Origin of the sequence: Brevibacillus sp. NSP2.1 (assembly GCF_000470975.2) — a bacterium.
GTDB lineage: Bacteria > Bacillota > Bacilli > Brevibacillales > Brevibacillaceae > Brevibacillus > Brevibacillus agri.
This window is the reverse complement of the sequence record NZ_CP048274.1, coordinates 5500001-5525513: the sequence shown is the minus strand read 5'-3', so window position 1 is coordinate 5525513 and position 25513 is coordinate 5500001. Positions and strand designations below refer to the sequence as shown.

Here is a 25513-nt window from a genome sequence, read left to right as displayed (position 1 = left end):
TCTCATCAATTTTCTGCATCGTTCCCATCAAAATGATTCAATAAGCCGGCGACTGGCCGTGTGCTACAATACGATCAGTGGATGGGGGATAGAGAAATGCAAAACAAGGAGAAGTTGTTGTTTTTCATGCTGATCGGCGTTGTCACGCTTTGGGGCTTGAACGTGGTAATGGTGAAATACCTCGCCACGTTTCCGCCGCTCTACGTTGCTGCGATTCGGATGACGGTGGCGGGAGTATGCCTGGCACCTATTATTTATAAATTCAAAACGAATCTGCGTTTGAAAAAAGGCGACTGGCTGCTGATCGCGGGTGTGGGAGCCAGCTCGATTGCGCTGCACCAGATCACTCTGGCGGCAGGCGTCCAGACGACAACGGCAGGCAACGCTTCGCTGATTTTGGGGTTGAATCCTTTGGCGACAGCTTTGCTGGCGATGATCTTTCTCGGCGAAGCCATGTCGTGGCAAAAAGGGCTTGGCATTGGCGTAGGCTTTGCGGGAGTGCTGATTGTGGTCATTTCCCAGCACGGAGGTTTTCATATGAACGGCTGGGGCGACGCCATCATGTTTTTCTCCATGCTCATGTATGTAACAGGAGGCTTGCTGATCCGCAAGCTGGTTGTCCGCGGAGTGCCTGTGCTGCTGATTACGGCCTTGTCGCAAATGTTCGGGATCGTCTTTTTGTGGGCGGCAGCGCTCGTGCAACAGCCGGCATCGTACTATTTTTCCCTGGAGGTATCGCCGTTCCAGTGGCTGGTGATCTTCGTCTCAGGCGCACTTTCCACCGCGCTCGGCTCGGTCGGCTGGAACTACGGCATCCGCCAACTGGGAGCCAGCCGAACAGCCGTATTTTTGAACGGAATGCCAATGGCCAGCCTGCTGTTCTCCGCACTGTTTCTCGGAGAGCAACTGAAGCTCGTGCACGTGCTCGCGCTGTTTATGATTGTAGGTGGGGTGTACCTCGGTTCGCGCAATTTGGTTAAGCCGACCCCGGTTCCATCCAAAGCAGCTCCCGAACTAACGACAAAAGCGTAGGATATCCTACGCTTTTTCTTCTTGGTCCCACTTGTTCACCATATGATAAGCAGTCAAACGCAGCCGCTCAAAAATTTGTTCCCGAAGCTCGCCTTCCAGCCCGGTTTTGTCCATGGCGGTTTTCATACAAGCCAGCCAGGCTTCCGCTTGGACAGGGCCGATCGGAAAGAGCATGTGGCGTGCGCGCAGCATCGGATGCCCGTGGCGCTCTGTATAGAGAGCCGGGCCGCCGAGAAACTGTGTGAGAAACTGATATTGGCGTTCTTTTACTTCCGTGAAGTCTTCAGGGAAAAGGGGAGCAAGATCAGGGTGCCGGGCAACCAGATCGTAAAAGGCATCAACAAGACGAGCCAACGTATCGGCCCCGCCAATCATTTCATACGGAGTGCGAATGGCTTCAGACATACAGACAGCCTCCTTTGCTTAGACAGCTCATTCCTTAGTATAACGTCTTCTTTCTATTATAGATAGGACGGGAGGAAGTTGGCAGGTAATCCCGCTTGCCTTTCTGCCGGGAAATCAGTAATATGGACGAGGTGAGTCTTTCAGTAGGCTCGCGTGTACAAAAAATGTGCGGGAGACCAAGAAATCACTTGCGTTGCCCAGATATTTTTAGTACAATATTGAATGTTGGTCATGGACTTGCGATGATGTGGGAGGTTGCTGACACACCCGGCCCCTTTGCCATGACCGGGGTGCAGGATATTTCCACGGAGAAATGTCTGTTTAATAAATGGGCGAAAAAGGAGGGACTAAAATGGCAAAGCAAAAGATTCGTATTCGTTTGAAGGCGTATGATCACAAAATCCTCGATCAATCCGCAGAGAAAATCGTGGACACAGCGAAGCGTTCCGGAGCAAACGTATCCGGCCCAATCCCGCTTCCGACCGAGAAAGCAGTTTATACGATCCTGCGTGCGGTGCACAAGTACAAAGATTCTCGCGAGCAATTCGAGATGCGTACTCACAAACGTTTGATCGACATCTTGAACCCTACACCACAAACAGTAGATGCTTTGATGCGTCTGGATCTGCCATCCGGTGTAGACATCGAGATCAAACTGTAAGGTCCCAAAAAGCGATACACGCGCAGACGTTGTCTTGATAAGCGTGTTATACCAAGCAACAAACCCTTAAAATGGCACCCCTGCGCATCGGTGGGGACTTGATACAACATAAAAACGTTTTTTTACTGAAATAAGCACAGGAGGTGGCACAAATGACCAAAGGAATCTTAGGGAAAAAACTTGGCATGACTCAAGTTTTTGGTCCAAACGGAACAGCGATCGCTGTAACGGTTATCGAAGCAGGTTCTAACGTGGTTCTTCAAAAGAAAGATGTGGAGAACGATGGCTACGAAGCGATTCAAATCGGCTTCGAAGACAAAAAAGAACAGCGCGCTAACAAGCCGGAAAAAGGACATGCAGCAAAAGCTAACACTGCTCCTAAGCGCTTCGTTCGCGAAATTCGCGGAGTTAACCTCGCTGATTACGAGGTTGGTCAAGAGTTGAAAGTAGACATTTTTGCCGAGGGAGACATCGTTGACGTGTCTGGCGTAACCAAGGGTAAAGGTTTCCAAGGTGCGATCAAACGTCACAACCAATCCCGCGGTCCTATGGCTCACGGTTCGCGCTACCATCGCGGTCCTGGTTCCATGGGTGCTGTCGCTCCAAACCGCGTTTTCAAAGGTCAAACCCTGCCAGGACAAATGGGTGGCGACAAGGTAACCATCCAAAATCTGGAAGTAATTAAAGTAGATGCTGCTCGCAACCTGATTCTCGTAAAAGGCTCCGTGCCTGGTCCGAAAAACAGTTGTGTACTGGTATCGACGGCAGTCAAGAAACACTAAGGAAAGGAGGAACTGACATGCCGAAAGTAGCTCTTTATAACCAAACTGGTTCTCAAGTTGGCGAAATCGAATTGGCAGATAGCGTATTCGGGATTGAGCCTAACAACGCTGTTCTGTACGATGCGATCGTGATGCAACAAGCATCCCAACGTCAAGGAACACACGATGTAAAGAACCGTTCTGAAGTACGTGGCGGTGGCCGCAAGCCATGGCGCCAAAAAGGTACAGGTCGCGCACGCCAAGGTTCCATTCGCTCTCCGCAATGGAAAGGTGGCGGTGTTGTATTCGGTCCAACTCCGCGCAAATACGGTTACAAACTGAACCGTAAAGTTCGCCGTCTGGCTCTGAAATCCGCACTGTCCGCGAAAGTACAAAACAACGAACTCCTGGTTCTGGATGCATTGAACTTCGCAGCTCCTAAAACCAAGGAAATGACCGCTGTTTTGAACAACCTGAAAGTAGATCGCAAAGTTCTGATCGTAACTTCCGAGTTCGATCAAAACGTAGCTCTCTCTTCCCGTAACATCCCAGGTGCTAAATTTGTAGATGCTGCAGGCATTAACGTTCTGGATCTGGTAGCGCATGACAAAGTAATCGTGACGAAAGACGCGGTTGCGAAAGTAGAGGAGGTGCTCGCATAATGAAGAGCCTTCATGACGTCCTTAAGCGCCCTGTCATTACCGAGCGCACCACTGATATGATGGCTGAGAAGAAGTACGTTTTCGAAGTACCTCTCAAAGCCAACAAAACCGAAATCAAGCAAGCTGTTGAAAAAGTGTTCGGCGTGAAAGTAGAAGCAGTTAACACTATCCGTGTCCCTGCTAAACCAAAACGCTACGGAAAATACTCCGGTTACACATCCGAGTGGAAGAAAGCAATCGTGAAGCTGACTGATGACAGCAAAGAACTGGCCTTCTACGAGGGAGTATAACCTCGACGACTACCGAAAAGGAGGGTATTAACATGGGTATCAAAAAGTTTAAACCGACTTCTCCTGGTCGTCGCCAAATGACGGTTTCTACTTTCGAGGAGATCACTACGTCGACTCCCGAAAAATCCTTGCTGGCGCCTCTTAGCAAAAAAGCTGGTCGCAACAACCAAGGTAGAATTACCGTACGTCATCAAGGTGGCGGTCATAAACGTAAATACCGTATTATCGACTTCAAGCGTAACAAAGACGGCATCGTAGGTCGCGTAGCTACTATCGAATACGATCCAAACCGTTCCGCTAACATCGCACTTATCAACTACGTTGATGGTGAAAAACGTTACATCCTCGCTCCTCACAACCTGAAAGTTGGAGACGAGATCATTTCCGGAGCAGATGCCGACATCAAAATCGGTAACGCGCTGCCGCTGGAAAAAATCCCGGTAGGTACTACCATCCACAACATCGAGCTGAAACCAGGCAAAGGTGGCCAACTGGTTCGCGCTGCTGGTGCTTCCGCTCAACTGTTGGGTCGTGATGGTGAGTTCGTAATCGTTCGCCTGTCTTCCGGTGAGACTCGCCGCATCCACAACGTATGCCGCGCTACTATCGGTCAAGTAGGTAACCTCGATCACGAACTGCTGAACATCGGTAAAGCAGGACGTTCCCGCTGGTTGGGTATTCGTCCAACTGTTCGCGGTAGCGTAATGAACCCGAACGATCACCCACACGGTGGTGGTGAAGGTCGCGCTCCAATCGGTCGTAAAGCACCTGTTACTCCTTGGGGTAAACCAACCCTGGGTCTCAAGACTCGCAAGAAGAAGAACAAGTCCGACCAATACATCATCCGCCGCCGCAAGAAGTAAGGTAGGCTGATACAATAACCGAACGCCTTTGGCGAAGGGAGGTTCACTAATGGGACGTAGCTTAAAAAAGGGTCCTTTCGTGGATGACCACTTGATGAAAAAAGTTGACGAGCAAAATGAAAAGAACGAGAAACGCGTGATCAAAACCTGGTCTCGTCGTTCCACCATCTTCCCTGAGTTCGTAGGACACACGTTTGCTGTATACGATGGTCGCAAACATGTTCCAGTATACGTATCGGAAGACATGGTTGGTCACAAATTGGGTGAGTTCGCACCAACTCGTACCTTCAAGGGTCACGTCGACAACGACAAGAAATCCAAGAAGCGCTAATTTTCTCTTGACAGAGAGGAGGTACAAAGATGGAAGCAAGAGCAGTTGCTCGCAATATTCGCATTGCGTCTCGTAAAGTCCGCCTGGTGGTTGACTTGATTAGAGGCAAGCAAGTAGGTGAAGCGTTGGCGATCTTGAAACACACGCCAAAAGCAGCTTCTCCAGTTGTTGAAAAGCTCCTGAAGTCGGCTATTGCAAACGCTGAGCACAACTACGAAATGGATCCAAACAGCCTGGTAGTTAGCAAAATCTTCGTGGACCAAGGTCCTACGTTGAAGCGTTTCCGTCCGCGCGCTATGGGTCGCGCAAGCCGCATCCATAAACGCACTAGCCACATCACAGTGGTACTAAACGAGAAATAAGGAGGGATTACGTGTGGGTCAAAAGGTAAGCCCGGTAGGTCTTCGGATCGGTGTCATTCGTGACTGGGAGTCCAAATGGTACGCTGACAAGGACTTCGCAACTCTGTTGCACGAAGACTTGAAAATCCGCAAGTTTGTAAAAGGGCGTCTGAAAGATGCTGCTGTATCCACTATCGAAATCGAACGCGCAGCTAATCGCGTGAACGTAACGATTCACACCGCTAAGCCTGGTATGGTAATTGGTAAAGGTGGGGCAGAGGTAGAAATTCTGCGCAAATCCTTGACTGATTTGACTGGCAAACGCGTTCATATCAATATCAACGAAGTAAAACGTCCGGATCTGGATGCTACTCTGGTAGCTGAAAACATCGCTCGTCAATTGGAAAACCGCATTTCTTTCCGTCGTGCTCAAAAGCAATCGATCACTCGTACGCTGCGTGCAGGTGCTAAAGGTATCAAAACCTTGGTAAGCGGTCGTCTTGGCGGCGCGGACATCGCACGTTCTGAAGGTTACAGCGAAGGTACTGTTCCGCTTCACACTCTGCGTGCCGACATCGACTACGGTACTGCTGAAGCTCATACCACATATGGTCGCATCGGTGTAAAAGTGTGGATCTACCGTGGAGAAGTCCTTCCAGCGAGAAAGAACGTCGCTACTGAGGAAGGAGGCAAGTAATCATGTTGACGCCAAAACGCGTGAAACACCGTAAACAACACCGCGGGAAAATGGCTGGTAACGCAAAAGGCGGTACTACTGTTGCGTTCGGTGAATACGGATTGCAAGCATTGGAGCCATCTTGGGTAACTAACCGTCAGATCGAGGCTGCTCGTATCGCGATGACTCGTTACATCAAGCGTGGCGGTAAAGTGTGGATTAAAATCTTCCCTGACAAGCCAATTACACAAAAGCCGCTCGAAGTACGGATGGGTTCCGGTAAAGGTTCTCCTGAGAAATGGGTAGCGGTAGTGAAGCCAGGCAAGATCATGTTCGAACTTGCTGGCGTACCTGAAGAAGTCGCTCGCGAAGCTATGCGTCTTGCTATGCACAAGCTGCCTATCAAATGCAAATTCGTGAAGCGTGAAGAAGTGGGTGGTGACGCACATGAAGGCTAATGAGTTCCGCAATTTGACCACTGCCGAGATCGAACAAAACGTCGCTTCTTTGAAAGAAGAGTTGTTCAACCTTCGTTTCCAGTTGGCTACAGGTCAACTCGAAACCACATCTCGCATCAAACAAGTGCGTAAGGATATTGCTCGTGCGAAAACCATCCTGCGCCAGAGAGAATTGGGAATCGGCTAATTAAAGGAAGGAGGTTTGAACGATGACCGCAGAACGCAATATGCGTCGATCCGTTGTAGGTCGCGTTGTTTCCGACAAAATGGATAAAACCATTGTTGTGCTTGTTGAAACTTACAAGACACACCCGTTGTACGGCAAACGCGTGAAATACTCCAAAAAGTTCAAGGCTCACGACGAGAACAATACGGCAAAAGTGGGCGACATCGTAGAGTTGATGGAAACTCGTCCTTTGTCCAAAGATAAACGTTTCCGTTTGGTACGTATCGTCGAAGAGGCAGTAATCGTATAAGTCAGATTTTCGGATATCAAATCCGAAAGGAGGAACAGTAAATGATCCAAACTCAGACGAGATTGGCTGTTGCTGACAACTCCGGTGCAAAGGAACTCATGTGCATCAAGGTTCTGGGTGGTTCCGGTCGCAAAACGGCGAACATCGGTGATGTTATCGTGTGCTCCGTAAAATCCGCTACACCCGGCGGCGTTGTCAAGAAAGGTCAAGTAGTTAAAGCAGTTGTAGTTCGCACTGTAAGCGGCGTTCGTCGTCAAGATGGTTCTTACATCCGTTTTGATGAAAATGCAGCGGTAGTCATCAAGGAAGATAAGTCCCCACGTGGTACTCGTATCTTTGGACCAGTAGCTCGTGAGCTCCGCGACAAAGATTTCATGAAGATCATCTCTCTGGCTCCAGAGGTTATCTAATTGAACGGAAAAACTCAGGCAGTTTGTTCGATAGGAGGTGCACCAGGCGATGCACGTTAAAAAAGGCGACACTGTTATCGTAATTGCGGGCAAAGATAAAGGCAAAAAAGGTCGCGTTCTCGCTGCTTATCCGAAGAAAGAACGCGTTCTGGTTGAAGGTATCAACCTCGTGAAGAAACACAGCCGTCCGTCCCAAGCTAACCCGCAAGGTGGCATTGTGACTCAAGAAGCAGCGATTCACGTTTCCAACGTATCTTTGATCGATCCGAAGTCCGGAAAAGCTACTCGCATCGGTTACAAAGTTTTGGATAACGGTAAGAAAGTTCGGTACGCGAAAAAGTCTGGCGAAGTACTCGACAAGTAGTCAGGTTGGAAAGGAGGATATCCTAGATGGCAACAAGATTGAAAGAAAAGTACACAAAAGAAATCGTGCCTAGCCTGATGAGCAAGTTCAACTACACTTCCATCATGCAAGTGCCGAAGGTTGAAAAGATCATCATCAATATGGGTGTTGGCGAAGCGGTAGGTAACGCTAAAACCTTGGATGCTGCGGTTGAAGACCTGCAAACTATTGCTGGACAAAAACCTGTAGTAACTCGCGCAAAGAAATCCATCGCTGGTTTCAAACTGCGTGAAGGTATGCCGATCGGTGCGAAGGTTACCCTGCGCGGCGAGCGTATGTACCACTTCCTCGACAAATTGATGAACGTATCTCTTCCGCGTGTTCGTGACTTCCGTGGAATCTCTTCCAAGGCATTTGACGGTCGCGGTAACTACACACTTGGTCTGAAGGAACAACTGATCTTCCCTGAGATCGAGTACGATAAAATTGACAAAGTTCGCGGTATGGACATCGTAATTGTTACTTCCGCGAAAACGGATGAAGAAGCTCGTGAGCTGCTGACTCAAATGGGTATGCCATTCCGTAAATAAACCCACTCGTAAGGAGGGAAGAATGTGGCAAAGAAATCTATGATTATCAAGCAACAGCGGCAGCCGAAGTTTGCAGTGCGCGCGTACACTCGTTGCGAGCGTTGCGGACGTCCGCACTCCGTATTGCGCAAATTCAAACTCTGCCGTATTTGCTTCCGTGAACTTGCTTATAAAGGTCAAATTCCAGGCGTGAAAAAAGCAAGCTGGTAATTTGAAACGGGAAGGAGGTTTTCTCTCATGGTTATGACTGATCCAATCGCAGATATGTTGACACGTATTCGTAACGCTAACATGGTTCGCCACGAGAAAGTGGAGATCCCAGCGTCCACCATCAAGAAGGAAATCGCGCGCATTCTGAAAGAAGAAGGCTTCATCCGCGATGCGGAGTTTGTTGAGGACAACAAACAAGGAATCATCCGCGTATTCCTGAAATACGGTGCGAACAACGAGCGCGTTATCACAGGTCTGAAACGTATCTCCAAACCAGGACTTCGTGTGTATGCGAAAAACAACGAAGTACCTAAAGTTTTGGGTGGCCTCGGTTGCGCGATCATCTCCACGTCCAACGGTGTTATGACTGACAAGCAAGCTCGTCAAGCTCATGTTGGCGGAGAAGTTCTTGCATACGTTTGGTAATTAACAGAATGTAAAAAAGCACAGGAGGTGCACCACATGTCTCGTGTCGGTAGAAAACCGATCGTGGTACCTGCAGGCGTTACCCTCACTCTGAACGGAACTGAGCTGACGGTAAAGGGCCCTAAGGGTCAACTCGTTCGTAACTTCCATGAAGATATCAAAATCAACATTTCTGAAAACGAAGTTGTTGTAGAGCGTCCAAGCGACAACAAACTTCACCGCTCCCTGCACGGTACAACTCGTGCGCTGGTTGCCAACATGGTAAAAGGCGTATCCGAAGGCTTCACTCGTACTCTGGAGCTCGTCGGTGTAGGTTACCGTGCTGCGAAAAGCGGTAACGGCGTTACTCTTTCTCTTGGTTTCTCCCACCCAGTGGAAGTTACTCCAGAAGCGGGTATCGAAATCGATGTACCAAACCAAACCACTCTGGTGGTAAAAGGCATCAACAAAGAGCGCGTTGGTCAAGTTGCTGCTGAAATTCGTTCGCTGCGCAAACCTGAGCCATACAAAGGCAAAGGTATCAAGTACAGCGATGAAGTGGTTCGTCGTAAAGAAGGTAAAAAAGGTAAATAAGCTTCTAGCTTCATGAGAAAGGAGGCCGCTTAATGTTTACGAAAGCTGATAAAAACAAAGCTCGGAAAAAACGTCACCTGCGTATCCGCAAACGCGTGATTGGTTCTGCTATCCGTCCGCGTCTGAACGTATTCCGTTCTTCTAAGCACATCTACGCTCAACTGATCGATGATGCAACTGGCGTAACACTGGCATCTGCATCTTCTCTCGATAAAGAGCTGGGCCTGAAAAATGGCGCTAACGTGGAAGCTGCTGCGGCTGTTGGTACATTGATCGCTAAGCGTGCACAAGAAAAAGGTGCGACTGAAGTGATTTTTGACCGCGGTGGTTACATCTATCATGGACGTATTAAAGCACTGGCAGAAGCAGCTCGCGAAGCTGGTCTGCAATTCTAACAACAAGGAGGGTAAGGAATGCGTATCGACCCTAGCAAATTAGAGCTCGAAGAAAAAGTAGTCGCTGTTAACCGCGTAGCTAAGACGGTTAAAGGTGGACGTCGCATGAGCTTCAGCGCCCTGGTTGTTGTGGGAGACCGTAACGGCCACGTAGGTGCTGGTATGGGTAAAGCTCAAGAAGTTCCAGACGCCATTCGCAAAGCGATTGACGACGCTAAGAAAAAATTGATCCGTGTACCGCTGAGAGGAACGACTGTTCCACACGAAGTTATGTGCCAATTCGGTGCAGGTAAAGTTCTCATCAAGCCTGCTGCCCCTGGTACTGGTGTTATCGCTGGCGGACCTGTTCGTGCCGTTCTCGAACTGGCTGGTGTAGGCGATATCTTGAGTAAGTCTCTTGGTTCCAACAATCCTATCAACATGGTCAACGCTACGCTGGAAGGCCTCGGCCGTCTGAAAACAGCGGAAGATGTCGCGAAACTGCGCGGTAAGACTGTTGACGAGTTGTTGGGTTAATAAGGAGGGAATGAACATGGCAAAATTGCAAATCACCCTCAAACGCAGCCTGATCGGTCGCACTGTAGACCAACAAGATACCGTAAAAGCTCTGGGTCTTCGCAAAATCAACTCCACTGTAGTGAAGGAAGACAACGCTGCAATCCGTGGAATGATTTTCAAAGTGAAGCACTTGGTTGAAGTGAAAGAAGTAGAAGCATAACCCTACATCTCAATTAGTTAGGAGGTGCAACGTATGAAATTGCATGAACTGCAACCTGCAGAAGGATCCCGTCACACTCGTAAGCGCATCGGTCGCGGTATCGGTAGCGGTACTGGCAAAACTGCTGGTAAAGGTCACAAAGGTCAAAACGCTCGTTCCGGCGGCGGAGTTCGCCTTGGTTTCGAGGGTGGTCAAAACCCATTGTACCGTCGTCTGCCTAAGCGCGGTTTCACTAACATCAGCCGCAAAGAATTTGCGATTGTTAGCCTGGACGCGCTGAACCGTTTCGAAGAGGGTACTGTAGTAACACCTGAGCTGTTGAAAGAAACTGGTGTTATCAGCGCGCTGCGCGACGGTGTTAAGGTTCTTGCTAACGGTGAACTGACTGTGAAGCTGACTGTGAAAGCTCACAAGTTCTCCGGAGCTGCTGCTGAGAAGATCGCTCAAGTCGGTGGAACAACCGAGGTGATCTAATGTTAGCGTCCTTAACTAACATTTTTAAGATTGGCGACTTGCGTCGTAAGATCCTGTTTACTCTCATGATGTTGGTCGTCTTCCGGATCGGTAGCTTTGTACCGGTTCCTAACGTAAACGTCGAGCTGTTTCAGCAGAACACAAACCACTTGTTGGGCTTGTTGAACACCTTCTCTGGTGGAGCACTGCAAAACTTCTCGATTTTTGCCATGGGTATCATGCCATATATTACGGCATCGATCATCATGCAACTGATGTCGATGGATGTTGTGCCTAAGCTGACGCAATGGGCACGCGAAGGGGAAGTTGGCCGTCGCAAGATCGCTACTGTTACCCGTTACGCGACAATCGTCCTCGGTTTGATTCAGTCTGTAGGGATGACAATCGGCTTCAATAATATGGCGCCTGGCTTGCTCAACGACACTTCCGTTGGCAGCTATGCACTCATCGCGTTGACACTGACGGCTGGGACCGCATTCATGATGTGGATGGGGGAACAGATTACGGAGAAGGGAATCGGTAACGGGATTTCGATCCTGATCGTGGCCGGGATCGTCGCTAACATTCCAACTGGAATTTCGACGATTTACACCACACAGTTCGGTGATCCTTCTCAGAACATCTTCTTCAGCATCGTCAAAGTTGTGATCATTCTGCTGGTGATCCTCGCTATTATTGTCGGGGTTATCTTTATGCAGCAAGGTATCCGCAAAATTCCAGTGCAATACGCGAAGCGAGTGGTTGGACGTAAAATGTACGGTGGTCAATCCACACACATTCCGCTGAAAATCAACTCTGCCGGTGTTATTCCTGTAATCTTTGCCGTCTCGCTGGTACTGTTCCCGTCGACAATCGCGCAGTTCTGGGTGGATTCATCCGGAACTGGGTTCGCCAACTGGATCTATCGCAACTTCCAAGTGAACGAACCGTTGGGAATGACGTTGTACGCTATCTTGATTCTCGGTTTCACCTACTTCTACACATTTGTTCAGATAAACCCTGTGCAAATGGCTGAAAACATGAGAAAAAATGGCGGTTACATTCCTGGTATCCGACCCGGTAAAAACACTGAGGTTTACATTACTCGTACACTAAACCGTCTAACATTGGCTGGCGCATTGTTCTTGATGGCAATTGCTATTTTGCCATTCTTCTTCAGTAAGCTGGCTAACCTGCCGCAGCAGATTTACATCGGCGGCACTTCGCTCTTGATTGTGATTGGGGTAGCCCTTGACACAATGAAGCAGATCGAAAGCCAGATGATCAAACGCCATTACCAAGGGTTTATCAAGTAATGACTTAGATGTTTACAGAAAAGCCTCTGTAGCTTTTCTTTATGGGACGGAGGGAATGGACGTGAATATAATTCTGATGGGGCTGCCTGGTGCGGGTAAAGGAACACAGGCAGAACGTATCGTAAAAGAGTTTGACATCCCGCACATTTCGACTGGCGACATGTTCCGGGCAGCGGTTAAAAACGAAACGCCGCTCGGACTGCAAGCCAAATCCTTTATGGATAAAGGTTTGCTTGTTCCCGATGAAGTAGTCATCGGAATTGTGCGGGAGCGCCTCTCGATGGACGACTGCGCAAAGGGATTCCTGCTCGATGGATTTCCGCGCACGGTTCCACAGGCAGAAGCGTTGACAGCTACCCTCAAAGAGCTGGGACGCGAAATCGATCATGTGATTAACATCAACGTTCGTCGCGAGCAATTGATTGAACGTCTGACCGGTCGCTGGATCTGCCCTGTATGTGGAGCTAGCTATCACACGATGTTCAATCCTCCAAAAGAGGCTGGCGTGTGTGACAAAGATGGTGGTAAGCTGTATCAGCGTGATGACGACAAGATCGAAGTGGTAACACAGCGCCTTGATGTCAACATCGCTCAGACTCAGCCACTCATCGACTACTACTCCGCACAGGAACTCCTGCGAGATATCGATGGGGAACAAGATATCCAGGTAGTGTTTGCGGAAATTAAGTCATTGCTAAGAGGGTAATTGCCGAATGATTATCCTGAAGTCGAAAGCAGAACTTGAGGTTATGCGCGAAGCTGGTCGTATCGTCGCACTCACCCATCAAGAGCTGGCCAAGGCGATCAAGCCTGGTGTCACGACAAAGCAGCTGGACGAAATTGCCGAGACATTTATTCGTAGCATGGGAGCAGTTCCATCATTTAAAGGCTACGGTGGCTTTCCAGGTAGTATCTGTGCTTCAGTCAATGAAGAACTCGTACACGGGATCCCAGGGAAACGGGCGTTGCAAGAAGGAGACATCATCAGCATCGACATCGGTGCCCAGTTCCAAGGGTACCATGGAGACTCCGCTTGGACGTATCCGGTCGGCAAAATTTCAGCGGAAAATGAAAAGCTGTTGCGGGTAACGGAAGAATCGCTGTTCAAGGGGCTTGAAAAAGCTGTTCCTGGCGGACGGTTGTCCGATATCTCCCACGCCATTCAAGTTCACGCAGAAGCTGCCGGCTTCACACTCGTCCGCGAGTATGTGGGGCATGGGATTGGGCAAAACTTGCACGAAGATCCGCAGGTTCCTAACTACGGCCCGCCTGATCGGGGTCCACGGTTAAAACCAGGCATGGTGTTGGCAATTGAGCCAATGGTAAATGCCGGCGAACGTTATGTCCGCACATTGGAGGACAATTGGACGGTAGTAACATTGGATCGGAAAACATGTGCTCATTTTGAACACACCATCGCGATTACGGAAGATGGCTATGAGATTTTTACACGAACATAAAGCGGGAGTTCCGAGTGATTCGGGATTGTCGTCCAACGTGTCGACGATAAGTTCGTTGTGTGATCGTTTCGCAAAACTCATGGTCCGACTGAAGAGCAGAAGAAAGGAGAGTTTACCATGGCAAAAGATGATGTAATTGAGGTAGAAGGCACAGTAATTGAGCCTTTGCCGAACGCTATGTTTCGAGTGGAATTGGAGAATGGACACAAAGTCCTCGCTCACGTCTCCGGAAAAATCCGCATGCACTTTATCCGTATCCTGCCGGGGGATAAAGTAACTGTTGAACTGTCGCCGTACGACTTGACCCGCGGACGTATTACGTACCGCTATAAATAGTAAGCAAAACCCCTAGAAAAGGGAGGCAAGAACCATGAAAGTGAGACCTTCGGTTAAACCGATCTGCGAGAAATGCAAGGTTATCCGTCGTAAAGGTAACGTAATGGTTATTTGTGAAAATCCTAAGCATAAGCAAAAACAAGGGTAAACAAGGAGGTGCTTTTGACACATGGCACGTATTGCAGGCGTAGACTTGCCGCGCGAAAAACGCGTTGAAGTTGCTCTTACCTACATTTTTGGTATTGGCCGCCCCACGTCTCAAAAAATTCTGTCCGCTACTGGCGTAGATGTGAACACTCGTGTTCGCGATCTGACAGAAGAAGAAGTTAGCAAACTGCGTGAGTACATCGACAAGAACGTGAAGGTGGAAGGCGATCTCCGTCGTGAGATCTCCCTGAACATCAAACGTCTGATGGAAATCGGATGCTTCCGTGGAATCCGTCACCGTCGTGGACTGCCAGTTCGCGGTCAACGTTCTAAAACAAATGCTCGTACACGTAAAGGCCCACGTCGTACAGTAGCTAACAAGAAGAAGTAAAGGAGGGTAAACTGACATGGCGAAAAGAAAACAGGCTACAGCAACTCGTACCCGTCGTCGTGATCGCAAGAATGTTGAAGTCGGCGTAGCGCACATCCGCTCCACATTCAACAACACGATTGTAACCATCACAGATCCACACGGTAACGCGATCTCTTGGTCCAGCGCTGGTTCCCTCGGCTTCAAAGGCTCCCGTAAAAGCACTCCGTTTGCTGCGCAAATGGCTGCTGAAGCGGCTGCACGTGTTGCTATGGAACATGGCATGCGTTCCCTTGAAGTATCGGTAAAAGGCCCAGGTGCTGGTCGTGAAGCAGCGATCCGTTCCCTGCAAGCAACTGGTCTTGAAGTGAACATGATTAAAGACGTGACGCCAATTCCGCACAACGGTTGCCGTCCACCAAAACGTCGCCGCGTGTAACTGGTTTATATTGTTCAGAACATGTCCATACTAGAATGGTAAATTCTGATTTATAGCTTGTCATGCACGCAAACGGTAAACCGCCGGGGAAATTCCTGAGTGGGCACGTATGCGGCCCACCCAAGGATTTCGACGTTTTGAAGGAGGGTTTGTTTAATGATAGAAATAGAAAAACCAAAAATCGAGGTTGTGGAAGTTAGCGACGACAACTCGTATGGAAAATTTGTTGTAGAACCTCTGGAGCGCGGATACGGAACTACCCTTGGCAACTCGCTGAGACGGATTCTTCTTTCGTCCTTGCCAGGCGCGGCAGTTCGTACTGTTCAAATCGACGGGGTTCTTCACGAGTTCTCTACGGTAGAAGGCGTCGTTGAAGATGTAACCGAGATCATCCTGAACATCAAAGGCTTGGCGCTGAAGATCCATTCCGATGAAGAAAAAGTAATCGAGATCGATGCAGAAGGCGAAGGCGTTGTCAAAGCGGGGGATATCCGTGCTGACAGTGATGTGGAGGTCTTAAACCCTGATCTTCATATTGCAACGTTGGCCAATGGCGGTCGTCTGCATATCCGCATGACAGCTGGACGTGGTCGTGGTTATGTTCAATCAGATGGAAACAAGTCCGAGGATCTGCCTATTGGTGTGATTCCGATTGATTCGATCTATACGCCGATCAAGCGCGTTAACTATCAAGTGGAAAATACCCGCGTAGGGCAAATGACCAACTACGATAAGTTGACACTTGAGGTTTGGACTAACGGCAGCATCAGTCCGGAAGAAGCCGTAAGTCTCGGCGCAAAAATCATGACGGAGCACTTGAACCTGTTTGTCGGTCTGACCGATGAGGCGAAAGATGCTGAGATCATGGTTGAAAAAGAGGAAGACAAGAAAGAAAAAGTGTTGGAGATGACTATCGAAGAGCTGGATCTTTCTGTTCGTTCCTACAACTGCTTGAAGCGTGCCGGTATCAATACCGTGCAAGAGCTGACGCAGAAGACCGAAGAGGACATGATGAAAGTCCGCAACCTGGGTCGCAAATCTCTGGAAGAAGTGCAGGAAAAGCTGGCTGAACTCGGCCTGTCCCTGCGTAGCGACGACTAGAGTAGCAAACCCTGACAAGCAGGCTTTCGTTCTCTCGAGTCTGTCCCCTTTTAGGGGGGAGTACAGATCTGGCTTCCCGACAGTAGAGTTTTCTACGTAGTGTTGCCAGCTTGAAAAGGGAGGTAAAGACATGGCATACCGTAAATTGGGTCGTCGTAGTGCAGCTCGTAAAGCGTTGTTCCGCGACTTGGTAACTGACCTAATCATCAACGAGCGCATCGAAACTACAGAGATGAAGGCGAAAGAACTGCGCCCAATCGCTGAGAAAATGGTTACGCTCGCGAAACGCGGCGATCTGCATGCTCGTCGTCAAGTTGCTGCTTTCGTTCGCAAAGAAGTTGCGAATGCAGAAGGTCGCGATGCTGTACAAAAACTGTTCGATGAAATCGCGCCTCGCTTCAAAGAGCGCAACGGTGGATACACTCGTATCCTGAAAGCCGGCCCTCGCCGCGGCGACGCTGCTCCGATGGCGTACATCGAATTCGTTTAATAATGGATAGAAATTGGTCGTTTTACATGGGGAGCGAGACACAACCTCGATACCGGTAATAGACCGTGAAAAGGGTGGGGGCAGATCTGGTCATAGGCTGGACTCTGATTCAACCCTTTTTTTCTTTCTATAAGGAGAAATCCTGCTAGTCTGCGAAGGCTGGGGAGGATGTGGATGCCTCATGAATGAAGAGAACCTGCTGGCACTGCAAGATGTTTCCTATACCTATGATGACGAGAATGGCAGCCGTGTCCCGGTATTGAAGGACGTCGACCTGACCATTCAAAAAGGTTCCTTTGTGTCTGTATTGGGCCATAACGGTTCAGGCAAGTCTACGATGGCGAAGCTGATGAACGCTTTGCTGCTGCCTGAGGGCGGCAAAGTTCTCGTCAGCGGAATGGATACGTCCCAAGGAGAACTGGTGTGGGAGATACGCCGCCATGTAGGCATGGTCTTTCAAAACCCTGACAATCAGATTGTCGGGGCAACAGTCGAAGATGATGTGGCTTTTGGGCTTGAAAACATGGGTGTCGAGCCTGAGCAGATGCGACAGCGTATTGATGAAGCACTGGCCTCGGTAGGGATGGAGCCGTATTTGCTGGCGCAGCCGCACCGGCTGTCAGGTGGACAAAAGCAGCGCGTGGCGATCGCAGGCATTATGGCGATGCGGCCATCGGTCATCATCCTGGACGAAGCGACGGCTATGCTCGATCCCCAGGGCAGGCAGGAAGTGCTGCAACTGGTCAGACGGCTGAATCGCGACGAAGGGATCACCATCATCAACATTACCCATTTTCCCGAAGAAGCGGTCTATTCGGACAAGGTCGTTGTGATGAATGCCGGAGAAGTTCTGATGGAAGGGCCGCCTGGTGACGTGTTCAACCAGGTAGAACGTTTGAAAGCGGTAGGGCTGGATGTGCCATTTGCCGTCCGCCTCCGACACATGTTGGCTTCCAAAGGGATTGATCTACCGTTTGTACTGCACCAAGAGGAGCTGGTGGAGCACGTATGCAGATTACTTTTGACCAGGTAAGCCATATTTACGCAAAAGGAACACCGTTTGAGCGTGTAGCCTTGCACGACATCTCGTTTACGATTCCATCCGGTTCGTTTGTAGGGATTATCGGGCAGACCGGCTCTGGCAAGTCTACGCTGATCCAGCATTTGAACGGCTTGCTTTTGCCTAGCGCTGGGAAAATTACCTTGGGCAACACGGTTATCACCTCGAAGCAGCGTTTGCCTCACGAGCAAAGGCGAAACATCGGGCTTGTTTTCCAATATCCGGAGCATCAACTGTTTGAGGAAACGGTGGCGAAAGACGTTGCCTTCGGGCCTTCGAACTTCGATTTGCCGGAAGCGATGGTAGACGCCCGCGTGAGAGAGGCTCTTGAAATCGTTGGACTGGATTACGAAAAAGTCAAGGACCGTTCGCCTTTTCATATGAGTGGCGGACAAATGCGCCGTGTCGCGTTGGCGGGAGTTCTGGCCATGCAGCCAAAAGTGCTTGTATTGGACGAGCCGACGGCAGGGTTGGACCCGATGGGACGTCAGTTGATTCTCGAAGCGATCTACCGCATTCATCAGGAGCAAAAGCTGACGACGCTATTGGTCACTCACAGCATGGAGGAGGCGGCGAGGTATGCCGACTATATGCTGGTGCTGGCACAGGGCACGGTAGCCTTGCAGGGCAAGCCGGATGAAGTCTTCATGCAGGCAGAACGCCTCCGCGAGCTCGCTTTGGATGTGCCGGAGACAGTCGCTTTTGTGTCGAGGCTGAATCAATTGCTGCCGGACGAGGAAAGTCTGCCAAGCTCCGTTTATCGGGAGGAAGAGTTGCTTGCCCATCTGCTGGAACGACTGGCCGTACCGAAGGAGGGCTAGGCATGCTGCAGAATATTGCCATTGGTCAATACGTACCTGGGCATTCCTTTTTACATCGCGCGGATCCGCGAAGCAAACTGCTCTTTATCATTCTTTTTGCCACGCTCGTCTTTCTGGCTAACAATACGCTCACTTATGCAGTATTGGTCGCCTTTACCCTGTATGCCGGACTGCTCTCCAGGCTGTCGCTTGGGTACATCCTGAAAAGCTTGAAGCCGGTATGGATCTTGATCGTCTTTACCGTCGTCCTGCACATTTTCCTGACAAAAGGCGGCGAGGTGTACTTCCAGTGGGGCTGGTTCACAGTCGAGGAACGCGGGGTGCAGCAAGCGATCTTCATTTCCTTGCGCTTGGGGCTTCTGGTAGTGATTAGCTCGCTGCTGACACTGACCACGTCTCCGATCGATTTGACGGAAGGACTGGAGCGTCTGCTCGGGCCGTTTAGCCGGATTGGCGTTCCGGTGCACGATATCGCCCTGATGATGTCGATTGCGATCCGTTTCATTCCGACCCTGATGGAAGAGACGGATAAAATCATCAAGGCGCAGACGGCCAGGGGAGCCAATTTTACGAGCGGAAGTCTCGTCAAGCGAGCGCAAAACCTGATTCCGATCGCGATCCCGCTGTTCGTCAGCGCGTTTCGCCGGGCAGAGGATCTCGCTTTGGCGATGGAAGCGCGCGGCTATCGCGGCGGAGTCGGGCGGACCAGGCTGCACAAGCTGGCGTTTTCATGGCGAGATGCCGGAATGGCGGTCGCCGGAGTCTTGCTCGCGATTGCGATTGGGTGGTGGCGTGCATGAAGCGGTTGCGCTGTGTTTTGGGATACGATGGAACAGACTTCAGCGGGTTTCAGGTGCAGCCCGATCAGGTGACGGTGCAGGGAGAGATCGAAGCCGCTCTGAAACGAATCACAGGGGAGGATATCCAAATCCACGGTTCGGGTCGTACCGATGCCGGTGTGCACGCGCGCGGACAGGTGATTCATTTTGATACGAACAGCCACATCCCGTTGGACAAGTGGCGGTTTGTGCTCAATAATCAACTGCCTGATGCGATCGTGATCCGGTCTGTAGAAGAGGTGGCAGAGTCTTTTCACGCCCGTTTTGACGTGCGGGTGAAGGAGTATCGGTATTGCATCGACAACAACCCTGTGGCGGATGTATTTCGCCATCGCTATGCCGACCACATCCGCTTTCCGCTGGACGTGGAGGCGATGCAGCAGGCGGCCCGTCATTTGGTCGGAGAGCACGATTTTACGTCCTTTTGCTCGGCGAAGACATTTGTCGAGGACAAGGTGCGAACCGTGTATAGCCTGACTGTGGAGCGCTCTGGCGGCGAAGTGTGGGTAACGTGCCGCGGCAACGGTTTTTTGTACAACATGGTGCGCATTATTGTGGGCACCTTGGTGGAGGTCGGGCAAGGCAAACGCCATCCCGATGAGCTGAAAAAAATCCTTGCGGCACGTGATCGGGAGATGGCAGGAAAGACAGCGCCAGCCAAAGGTTTGACCATGTGGGAAGTCGTCTATTAGCAGACGGATTTCCAACTATTAGACCAGGTGGAGGCACTTGACTACGAGACTGCGATGTAGTACGATATTCCTTGGTATTTTAACCCCGCCTAGCCCCACTCTAGCCCCGGGATTGAAAGACAAGATCGTGATTAATGGAACACCTGGAAGAGTTGCTCACCCGTTAACAGCAATTATCTTCCATTGCAAGTTTCGGCTGTTTTGGTTATAAGTAGATGGACATGTAAAGGTAAGATATTTAGGAGGGACAAAAATGCGTACCACATATATGGCGAAACCGCTCGAAGTTGAGCGCAAATGGTACATCGTTGACGCAGAAGGCCAAACGCTGGGCCGTCTGGCAAGCGAAGTAGCTTCTATCCTGCGCGGCAAATTGAAACCTGAATTCACTCCACACGTTGACGCTGGCGATTTCGTAATCGTAATCAACGCTGACAAAGTGAAATTGACTGGTAACAAGCTGCAAGACAAAATCTACTACACTCACTCCCTGTATCCAGGCGGTCTGAAAAAGACTACTGCTGGCGACATGCTGAACAAAAAACCAGCTCGTATGTTCGAACTGGCTGTAAAAGGCATGCTGCCTAAAAACAGCTTGGGACGTCAAATGTTCACTAAGCTGAAAGTTTACGCTGGCACTGAGCATCCTCATGCAGCACAAAAACCAGAAGTTTGGCAAATTCGCGGTTAAGGTAAAGGGAGGAAATATACGTGGCACAAGTACAATACTACGGTACAGGTCGTCGTAAGCACTCCGTAGCACGTGTTCGCCTGGTTCCAGGTGAAGGTCGCATTGTGATTAACAAACGTGAAATGGATACTTACTTTGGTTTGGAAACACTGAAATTGATCGTAAAACAACCACTCGTTCTGACTGAAACTCTCGGTCGTTACGATGTACTGGTTAACGTAAACGGCGGCGGAACAACTGGCCAAGCTGGTGCAATCCGTCACGGCGTTGCTCGCGCTCTGCTGAAAGCAGATCCAGAACTGCGCGGCGCTCTGAAACGCGCTGGCTTCCTGACTCGCGACCCTCGCATGAAAGAACGTAAAAAATACGGCTTGAAAGCAGCTCGTCGCGCACCTCAATTCTCCAAACGCTAATATTTACGTTTGCCAAGGCTCTCGAACTTTACGGTTCGGGAGCCTTTTTGCGCTATTTGGAAAAACGCTGCAAAAAGGACGAACCGTTGCACGTAGCAAGCCCCGAGCCGATCCGGCTTATGTGTGGAATATTTGTCCATGTTTGTCCATATGATGGAACGAGAATGGGACAAAGGGGACGATACGCCGTGACACGAAAAGGGGTAGGCTGGATACTGGCTTTCGCTTTACTGGTGGTGCTGTTCACCTACGAATCACCGGATCGTTCGTCGTGGACGGCATGGTCACTGCCGCTGACAGGAACCGTTATTGCCATTGACCCGGGCCACGGGGGAAAAGACGGTGGCGCTGTATCCAGCTCGGGGGATGTGGTAGAAAAAGAGGTGACGCTCGCAATCAGTATGTACTTGCGCGATTTCCTCCAGCAGTCAGGCGCGTTTGTCATCATGACGCGGGAGGAAGACAAGGATTTGGCTTCGCCGGAGGCTGACCTGGCGAAAAGAAGAAAGGCAGAAGACATTCGCAACCGGGTGAAGCTGGTGAACGACAGCTCTCCCGATTTTTTGGTCAGCATTCACGTCAATTCCATACCGTCTCCCAAATGGTCGGGAGCGCAAACGTTTTACTCGCCTGCGTTTAAAAAAAGTGCGGAAGTATCCTATCTGATTCAGGATGAGATCAAGCGGGTGCTGGGAAATACGGATCGTGTTCCGAGCAAGACCAATAACGTGTTTCTGATTCGCGAGGTCAACTGCCCGGCAGTGTTGGTCGAGGTCGGATTCGTCAGCAACACAGAAGAAGCGAAACGGCTGCAAAGCCCGGAGTACCAAAAGGCGATGGCGAATGCCATCTACCAGGGCATTTTGCGGCAGTACTCCGGCGAAAAGGCGCCAATTGCACCTTGAGCGGGCGGTGGCTGTGTCCCGCCCGTCCGAATGTGCTATAATGAACGCGCAAACCATCTTGCAAAGTAAAGTTTGGGGAAAAATGATTGCCAAGACGATATAGATGAGGTGAACAACCAATGTTGACCAGAGAACAAATTCTGGAAGCGCTGCGTGATGTGAAGGACCCTGAAATCAATCGTAGCCTGGTCGAGCTTAACATGATCCGCGACATCCGCGTTGAGGGCGCTACAGTGAGCCTGACAGTCGTTCTGACGATCTCCGGCTGTCCTCTCAAGGCCAAGATCGAAGACGACGTCATAGGGGCTGTGAAAGCGCTTGGAGCGGAGGAAGTGCGCGTGCAGTTCGGCTCGATGACAGACGAGGAGCGAGCAGCCTTGAGCGCCCAGCTCCGCAACAGCCAGGGCGGACAAACGCACAACATGACGCCGGGACAAGCTCCCCTGCTCAATCCGATTTTGGCCAAGGACTCGAACACAACATTTATTGCCATTACGTCCGGTAAAGGCGGCGTAGGGAAGTCGACGGTCACCGTCAACCTAGCCGTGGCCCTGGCTCGTTTGGGGAAAAAGGTCGGCATTATCGACGCCGACATCTACGGCTTCAGCGTGCCGGACATGATGAACATCGACCAGCGCCCGACTGTAATTGGCGAAACGATTCTGCCTGTAGAAAAGCAAAGCGTGAAGGTCATGTCCATGGGCTTCTTCGTAGAGGACAACTCGCCGATCATCTGGCGCGGTCCGATGCTCGGAAAAATGTTGCGCAATTTCTTTACGGAAGTGCATTGGGGCGAAGAGCTGGACTACTTGCTGCTGGACTTGCCGCCAGGAACGGGTGACATGGCTTTGGATGTACACACGATGATTCCGCAAAGCATGGAGATTGTCGTGACGACGCCGCATCCTACGGCAGCTTTTGTCGCGGCGCGTGCCGGGGCGATGGCCAAACGGACAGGACACGAAATTCTCGGTGTCGTGGAAAACATGGCCTGGTACGAAGCCAAGGACGGCTCCAAAGAGTACGTCTTCGGCCGTGGAGGCGGCGGGAAGCTGGCGGAGACGCTGGCGACCGAGCTTTTGGCGCAAATTCCGTTGGGACAGCCAGACAACCACCCATCTGAGCCGGATTATTCTCCTTCTGTTTATCGGGAAAGCTCCGAAATCGGCCAGTTGTATCGGGACATGGCAAAACGCGTGATTGAAAAATGCGAGCAGAAATAAGCGCAAAAGATACAAAAAGGTGGGCTCTGGATGAGAGCTCACCTTTTTTTCTTAGGAGGATTCGCCACCGGAGTCTCCGCTTTCTCCACGTTCCCCGCTGCCGCCGCCTTTGCCTTTTTTCTTAGGCTTCAGTTCTTTCGGCTTTGTCAGGTCTTCGGAAACCTTGGTCATGATCTTCATCAGCTCCGCCTGGAACAACGGGCTTTGCAAGGATTCCTTCATAATCTGCATGGTTTGCTGACGGTAAGCGGCGCTTTTCATTAAATCCATGAGATTTTTTTCAAACTCGGGGTCCTTCATTACGCTGATGAGCTGCTTTTGGTACTCGGGGTCTTTCATCAAATCCTTCATCAGCGTTTTTTGTTCGTCCTTCATCGACTTGGCCAATGTGCTGGCGAATTTCGGGTCTTTGAAGGCCTCTTTGATGTGGGAGCTGTTCGGATTGGTCATGCTTTGTATCAAAGTGGTGCGGACAGTGGACTCGTCAATCATCAGGCTTTGCTTGAACTTTTCGTCCTTCATCATCTTGCCAACCGATTGCTTCGCTTCGTCAGTCTGCAATATGTCCAGCACCATGTCTTTGACGCTTTTATAATCAGGCTGAGACGAACCTTGCGCTTGCCCGCCGCCTGAGCAACTGGATAGTACCAGACAGACAATTGCGGAGAGCCAAAAAGACAATGCCTTTTTTCTCATGGGGTGGACACCTCCTTCTTTACTCTGCCTAAGAGTAACGTGCGCATTTTGTTTTGTTCTTACGCTAGTATTTTCTTGTATCCATTGGTACAATCATATTCGATGTGGAATGGAGGGAATGTTTGGTGAGTTTGCGAAAGTATGGCTGGCTCTTTGTCACCACGTTGCTCTTGGGTGGACTGGGAGGCGTCCTGGTCGCCTTTATTTTTGATTTGGATAAGCTGTTGGAAGGCAGCGCAGGCAACTTTTTTGTCGGCACGCTGATGTATCTTTTGTATGGGATGACCATTAGTATTGTGGCCCAGATGGGTTTTTTTGCGTATATGACGATTAATTATTTTGCCAAAACGATTTTCAAGACCCCTTCCCTGTGGAAGAGCGTTCAAGTTTTTTTCATCCTGTTTGTCTTTTTTGATATGATTTACCTCCGCTACACGTCGCTTGGCGAAGGAAAAGGAATCGGGCCGTACTTTATCGAGCCGGTTTTGCTGCTGATTGTCGCCCTGGCTGCCGCTTATGGAAAAGTAAAGCTGACGAACAGAACGGCGTGGGTTCCCACGATGTTTTTCATGTTTGTAGTAACGGCTCTGGAATGGATTCCGGCCCTGAAGGAAGACAACGTGCATGCGACCTTGTCCATGCTCGTCCCTTTACTGTTTTGCAACGTATGGCAAGTGATGCATTTGCACCGCTTGGTAAAAAGAGAAAGCTGACCTTTATCCGGTCAGCTTTTTTTGTGGATTTTTCTTTCGGATAAGCAAAAAAGGGCTTCGCCAAAGGCTTGGCGCAGCCACGTTTTCTGCTGGCGAGGGACGAGGTTTTTTGAACGTTTAATTGACTTCTTTGCTCTGGATGCTGGTGCCAGCGATCAGCTCGGATACGGTGACGAATTCGTATCCTTGCTTGCGTAGCTGGTCGATAATGACGGGGAGGGCAAGGTGCGTCTCCTTGGCGGAATCGCTTGCATGCATCAGGATGATGTCGCCGGGATGGGCTTTGGACAGGACGTTTTGGACGATGACGTCTTTTTTCGGCTCGATCCAGTCCTTGGAGTCCGTATCCCATTGGACGACCGTATAGCCCATGCGGTTGGCGATTTCCAGCACACGCTTGTCAAAATCGCCGTTTGGCATCCGAATCAAGGTCGGTTTTTTTCCAGTCATCTCTGTCAGGATGGAATCGGCCTTCGCAATCTGGCTGCGAATTTCTTCATCCGTGTATTTGCTGTAGTTGTCGTGTTTATGGCCATGCGAACCGATTTCCAGTCCCGTCTCCTTGATCCTTTTCACAATTTCCGGATGGCGCTGGCTCCAGGGAGAGGACAGGAAGAAGGTCGCCTTGCTCACATTTTTTTCTTTCAGCACATCGAGAATAGGGAGTGCGCGGGTTTCTCCCCAACTGATGTCAAAGGTGAGAGCAATTTTCTTCTCCTTGGTGTCT

General features: G+C 50.2%; 43 protein-coding genes (1 of these 43 only partly in view). 40 read left to right on the top strand and 3 right to left on the bottom strand.

The annotated features are described in order from the left end of the window. Positions 1-96: 96 nt before the first annotated feature. Positions 97-1032 carry a DMT family transporter gene (locus M655_RS27260; protein ID WP_026556989.1) on the top strand — a complete coding sequence of 312 codons (936 nt, stop codon included), beginning with the start codon at positions 97-99 and terminating at the stop codon, positions 1030-1032. A 6-nt stretch (positions 1033-1038) separates the two neighbouring features. Here the strand turns inward: M655_RS27260 and M655_RS27255 are convergent, their stop codons facing one another. Beyond that, positions 1039-1437 (bottom strand): globin domain-containing protein, encoded by a 399-nt coding sequence (locus tag M655_RS27255; RefSeq protein ID WP_026556988.1) that lies wholly within the window; start codon positions 1435-1437, stop codon positions 1039-1041. Positions 1438-1789: 352 nt separating this feature from the next. On the opposite strand from M655_RS27255, the gene rpsJ reads away from it, so the two are divergent. The 38 genes from rpsJ to salA all read left to right on the top strand — a co-directional run bounded on the left by rpsJ (position 1790) and on the right by salA (position 23377). Beyond that, positions 1790-2098 (top strand): 30S ribosomal protein S10, encoded by a 309-nt coding sequence (rpsJ, locus tag M655_RS27250; protein ID WP_005828858.1) that lies wholly within the window; start codon positions 1790-1792, stop codon positions 2096-2098. Positions 2099-2250: 152 nt separating this feature from the next. Further along, a complete protein-coding gene (gene rplC, locus M655_RS27245) occupies positions 2251-2880 on the top strand; it encodes a 50S ribosomal protein L3 (RefSeq protein ID WP_007787072.1) in 630 nt (209 codons plus the stop codon). Positions 2881-2897: 17 nt separating this feature from the next. Next, positions 2898-3521: a 50S ribosomal protein L4 gene (gene rplD / locus M655_RS27240; protein ID WP_005828851.1), complete on the top strand. Its 624-nt coding sequence runs from the start codon at positions 2898-2900 to the stop codon at positions 3519-3521. Continuing rightward, entirely contained in the window at positions 3521-3811 is a 291-nt protein-coding gene (rplW, locus tag M655_RS27235; RefSeq protein WP_005828849.1) for a 50S ribosomal protein L23, read from the top strand. Before rplD ends, rplW begins: the two co-directional genes overlap by 1 nt. Positions 3812-3843: 32 nt before the next feature. Next, positions 3844-4674, top strand: coding sequence for a 50S ribosomal protein L2 (rplB, locus tag M655_RS27230; protein ID WP_005828847.1), 831 nt, complete (start codon positions 3844-3846; stop codon positions 4672-4674). A 49-nt stretch (positions 4675-4723) separates the two neighbouring features. Then, positions 4724-5005 (top strand): 30S ribosomal protein S19, encoded by a 282-nt coding sequence (gene rpsS / locus M655_RS27225; protein ID WP_005828846.1) that lies wholly within the window; start codon positions 4724-4726, stop codon positions 5003-5005. 29 nt (positions 5006-5034) lie between these two features. Next, positions 5035-5367 carry a 50S ribosomal protein L22 gene (gene rplV, locus M655_RS27220; protein ID WP_005828844.1) on the top strand — a complete coding sequence of 111 codons (333 nt, stop codon included), beginning with the start codon at positions 5035-5037 and terminating at the stop codon, positions 5365-5367. Between the two features lie 13 nt (positions 5368-5380). After that, positions 5381-6043, top strand: coding sequence for a 30S ribosomal protein S3 (gene rpsC, locus M655_RS27215; RefSeq protein WP_005828842.1), 663 nt, complete (start codon positions 5381-5383; stop codon positions 6041-6043). Between the two features lie 2 nt (positions 6044-6045). Continuing rightward, entirely contained in the window at positions 6046-6480 is a 435-nt protein-coding gene (rplP, locus tag M655_RS27210) for a 50S ribosomal protein L16 (RefSeq protein WP_007787078.1), read from the top strand. Continuing rightward, positions 6470-6667, top strand: coding sequence for a 50S ribosomal protein L29 (gene rpmC, locus M655_RS27205; RefSeq protein WP_005828838.1), 198 nt, complete (start codon positions 6470-6472; stop codon positions 6665-6667). Before rplP ends, rpmC begins: the two co-directional genes overlap by 11 nt. Positions 6668-6689: 22 nt before the next feature. Beyond that, the gene (gene rpsQ / locus M655_RS27200; protein ID WP_005828837.1) at positions 6690-6956 is read left to right on the top strand and encodes a 30S ribosomal protein S17; all 267 of its coding nucleotides are present in this window, start codon (positions 6690-6692) and stop codon (positions 6954-6956) included. Positions 6957-6997: 41 nt separating this feature from the next. Further along, positions 6998-7366, top strand: a complete 369-nt coding sequence (gene rplN, locus M655_RS27195; RefSeq protein ID WP_005828835.1) for a 50S ribosomal protein L14 — start codon at positions 6998-7000, stop codon at positions 7364-7366. Between the two features lie 49 nt (positions 7367-7415). Further along, positions 7416-7730 carry a 50S ribosomal protein L24 gene (gene rplX / locus M655_RS27190; RefSeq protein WP_005828833.1) on the top strand — a complete coding sequence of 105 codons (315 nt, stop codon included), beginning with the start codon at positions 7416-7418 and terminating at the stop codon, positions 7728-7730. A gap of 26 nt (positions 7731-7756) precedes the next feature. Further along, on the top strand, positions 7757-8299 hold the full coding sequence (gene rplE, locus M655_RS27185; protein ID WP_005828832.1) for a 50S ribosomal protein L5: 543 nt from the start codon (positions 7757-7759) through the stop codon (positions 8297-8299). A 24-nt stretch (positions 8300-8323) separates the two neighbouring features. Beyond that, a complete protein-coding gene (locus M655_RS27180; protein ID WP_005828830.1) occupies positions 8324-8509 on the top strand; it encodes a type Z 30S ribosomal protein S14 in 186 nt (61 codons plus the stop codon). A 27-nt stretch (positions 8510-8536) separates the two neighbouring features. Then, the gene (rpsH, locus tag M655_RS27175; protein WP_005828827.1) at positions 8537-8935 is read left to right on the top strand and encodes a 30S ribosomal protein S8; all 399 of its coding nucleotides are present in this window, start codon (positions 8537-8539) and stop codon (positions 8933-8935) included. A gap of 36 nt (positions 8936-8971) precedes the next feature. Further along, entirely contained in the window at positions 8972-9508 is a 537-nt protein-coding gene (gene rplF / locus M655_RS27170; protein WP_005828824.1) for a 50S ribosomal protein L6, read from the top strand. 32 nt (positions 9509-9540) lie between these two features. Further along, on the top strand, positions 9541-9903 hold the full coding sequence (gene rplR / locus M655_RS27165; RefSeq protein ID WP_005828822.1) for a 50S ribosomal protein L18: 363 nt from the start codon (positions 9541-9543) through the stop codon (positions 9901-9903). A gap of 18 nt (positions 9904-9921) precedes the next feature. Continuing rightward, positions 9922-10419: a 30S ribosomal protein S5 gene (gene rpsE / locus M655_RS27160; RefSeq protein WP_005828820.1), complete on the top strand. Its 498-nt coding sequence runs from the start codon at positions 9922-9924 to the stop codon at positions 10417-10419. Positions 10420-10435: 16 nt separating this feature from the next. Beyond that, positions 10436-10621 (top strand): 50S ribosomal protein L30, encoded by a 186-nt coding sequence (rpmD, locus tag M655_RS27155; RefSeq protein WP_005828818.1) that lies wholly within the window; start codon positions 10436-10438, stop codon positions 10619-10621. 33 nt (positions 10622-10654) lie between these two features. After that, a complete protein-coding gene (gene rplO, locus M655_RS27150) occupies positions 10655-11095 on the top strand; it encodes a 50S ribosomal protein L15 (protein ID WP_005828815.1) in 441 nt (146 codons plus the stop codon). Continuing rightward, complete coding sequence (secY, locus tag M655_RS27145) at positions 11095-12390, top strand: preprotein translocase subunit SecY (RefSeq protein WP_005828813.1); 1296 nt, start codon at positions 11095-11097, stop codon at positions 12388-12390. The genes rplO and secY overlap by 1 nt, the downstream gene beginning before the upstream one ends. A gap of 61 nt (positions 12391-12451) precedes the next feature. Next, positions 12452-13096 carry an adenylate kinase gene (locus M655_RS27140; protein ID WP_005828811.1) on the top strand — a complete coding sequence of 215 codons (645 nt, stop codon included), beginning with the start codon at positions 12452-12454 and terminating at the stop codon, positions 13094-13096. Positions 13097-13103: 7 nt separating this feature from the next. Then, positions 13104-13850, top strand: coding sequence for a type I methionyl aminopeptidase (gene map, locus M655_RS27135; protein WP_005828809.1), 747 nt, complete (start codon positions 13104-13106; stop codon positions 13848-13850). A gap of 117 nt (positions 13851-13967) precedes the next feature. Continuing rightward, on the top strand, positions 13968-14186 hold the full coding sequence (gene infA, locus M655_RS27130) for a translation initiation factor IF-1 (protein ID WP_003333772.1): 219 nt from the start codon (positions 13968-13970) through the stop codon (positions 14184-14186). A gap of 34 nt (positions 14187-14220) precedes the next feature. Then, positions 14221-14334, top strand: coding sequence for a 50S ribosomal protein L36 (gene rpmJ, locus M655_RS27125; RefSeq protein ID WP_003333770.1), 114 nt, complete (start codon positions 14221-14223; stop codon positions 14332-14334). Positions 14335-14355: 21 nt separating this feature from the next. Continuing rightward, positions 14356-14724 (top strand): 30S ribosomal protein S13, encoded by a 369-nt coding sequence (rpsM, locus tag M655_RS27120; RefSeq protein WP_005828805.1) that lies wholly within the window; start codon positions 14356-14358, stop codon positions 14722-14724. 16 nt (positions 14725-14740) lie between these two features. Further along, the gene (gene rpsK / locus M655_RS27115; RefSeq protein WP_005828803.1) at positions 14741-15142 is read left to right on the top strand and encodes a 30S ribosomal protein S11; all 402 of its coding nucleotides are present in this window, start codon (positions 14741-14743) and stop codon (positions 15140-15142) included. Between the two features lie 156 nt (positions 15143-15298). Further along, complete coding sequence (locus M655_RS27110; RefSeq protein WP_005828801.1) at positions 15299-16243, top strand: DNA-directed RNA polymerase subunit alpha; 945 nt, start codon at positions 15299-15301, stop codon at positions 16241-16243. Positions 16244-16373: 130 nt separating this feature from the next. Further along, positions 16374-16733 (top strand): 50S ribosomal protein L17, encoded by a 360-nt coding sequence (gene rplQ, locus M655_RS27105; protein ID WP_005828799.1) that lies wholly within the window; start codon positions 16374-16376, stop codon positions 16731-16733. 181 nt (positions 16734-16914) lie between these two features. After that, entirely contained in the window at positions 16915-17766 is an 852-nt protein-coding gene (locus M655_RS27100; RefSeq protein ID WP_005828797.1) for an energy-coupling factor transporter ATPase, read from the top strand. Further along, positions 17742-18614: an energy-coupling factor transporter ATPase gene (locus M655_RS27095; RefSeq protein ID WP_026556987.1), complete on the top strand. Its 873-nt coding sequence runs from the start codon at positions 17742-17744 to the stop codon at positions 18612-18614. Before M655_RS27100 ends, M655_RS27095 begins: the two co-directional genes overlap by 25 nt. A 2-nt stretch (positions 18615-18616) precedes the next feature. Then, positions 18617-19414 carry an energy-coupling factor transporter transmembrane component T family protein gene (locus tag M655_RS27090; protein WP_005828793.1) on the top strand — a complete coding sequence of 266 codons (798 nt, stop codon included), beginning with the start codon at positions 18617-18619 and terminating at the stop codon, positions 19412-19414. After that, positions 19411-20145, top strand: coding sequence for a tRNA pseudouridine(38-40) synthase TruA (truA, locus tag M655_RS27085; RefSeq protein ID WP_005828791.1), 735 nt, complete (start codon positions 19411-19413; stop codon positions 20143-20145). Before M655_RS27090 ends, truA begins: the two co-directional genes overlap by 4 nt. Positions 20146-20398: 253 nt before the next feature. Next, entirely contained in the window at positions 20399-20836 is a 438-nt protein-coding gene (gene rplM / locus M655_RS27080; RefSeq protein WP_005828789.1) for a 50S ribosomal protein L13, read from the top strand. Between the two features lie 20 nt (positions 20837-20856). Continuing rightward, entirely contained in the window at positions 20857-21249 is a 393-nt protein-coding gene (rpsI, locus tag M655_RS27075) for a 30S ribosomal protein S9 (RefSeq protein ID WP_005828788.1), read from the top strand. Between the two features lie 188 nt (positions 21250-21437). Next, entirely contained in the window at positions 21438-22154 is a 717-nt protein-coding gene (gene cwlD, locus M655_RS27070) for an N-acetylmuramoyl-L-alanine amidase CwlD (RefSeq protein WP_005828786.1), read from the top strand. Positions 22155-22273: 119 nt separating this feature from the next. Next, positions 22274-23377, top strand: coding sequence for an iron-sulfur carrier protein/transcriptional regulator SalA (gene salA / locus M655_RS27065; RefSeq protein WP_005828785.1), 1104 nt, complete (start codon positions 22274-22276; stop codon positions 23375-23377). A 51-nt stretch (positions 23378-23428) separates the two neighbouring features. Here the strand turns inward: salA and gerD are convergent, their stop codons facing one another. Continuing rightward, positions 23429-24073 (bottom strand): spore germination lipoprotein GerD, encoded by a 645-nt coding sequence (gerD, locus tag M655_RS27060; protein WP_005828783.1) that lies wholly within the window; start codon positions 24071-24073, stop codon positions 23429-23431. 125 nt (positions 24074-24198) lie between these two features. Here gerD and M655_RS27055 point away from each other — a divergent pair, with 125 nt between their 5' ends. Then, entirely contained in the window at positions 24199-24786 is a 588-nt protein-coding gene (locus tag M655_RS27055) for a KinB-signaling pathway activation protein (protein WP_026556986.1), read from the top strand. 117 nt (positions 24787-24903) lie between these two features. Here the strand turns inward: M655_RS27055 and pdaB are convergent, their stop codons facing one another. Further along, a protein-coding gene (gene pdaB / locus M655_RS27050) for a polysaccharide deacetylase family sporulation protein PdaB (RefSeq protein ID WP_025845218.1) crosses the window boundary here: on the bottom strand, positions 24904-25513 show its 3' portion. It continues 161 nt past the right edge of the window; the window shows 610 of its 771 coding nt (coding positions 162-771); its start codon lies beyond the right edge, outside the window; its stop codon occupies positions 24904-24906.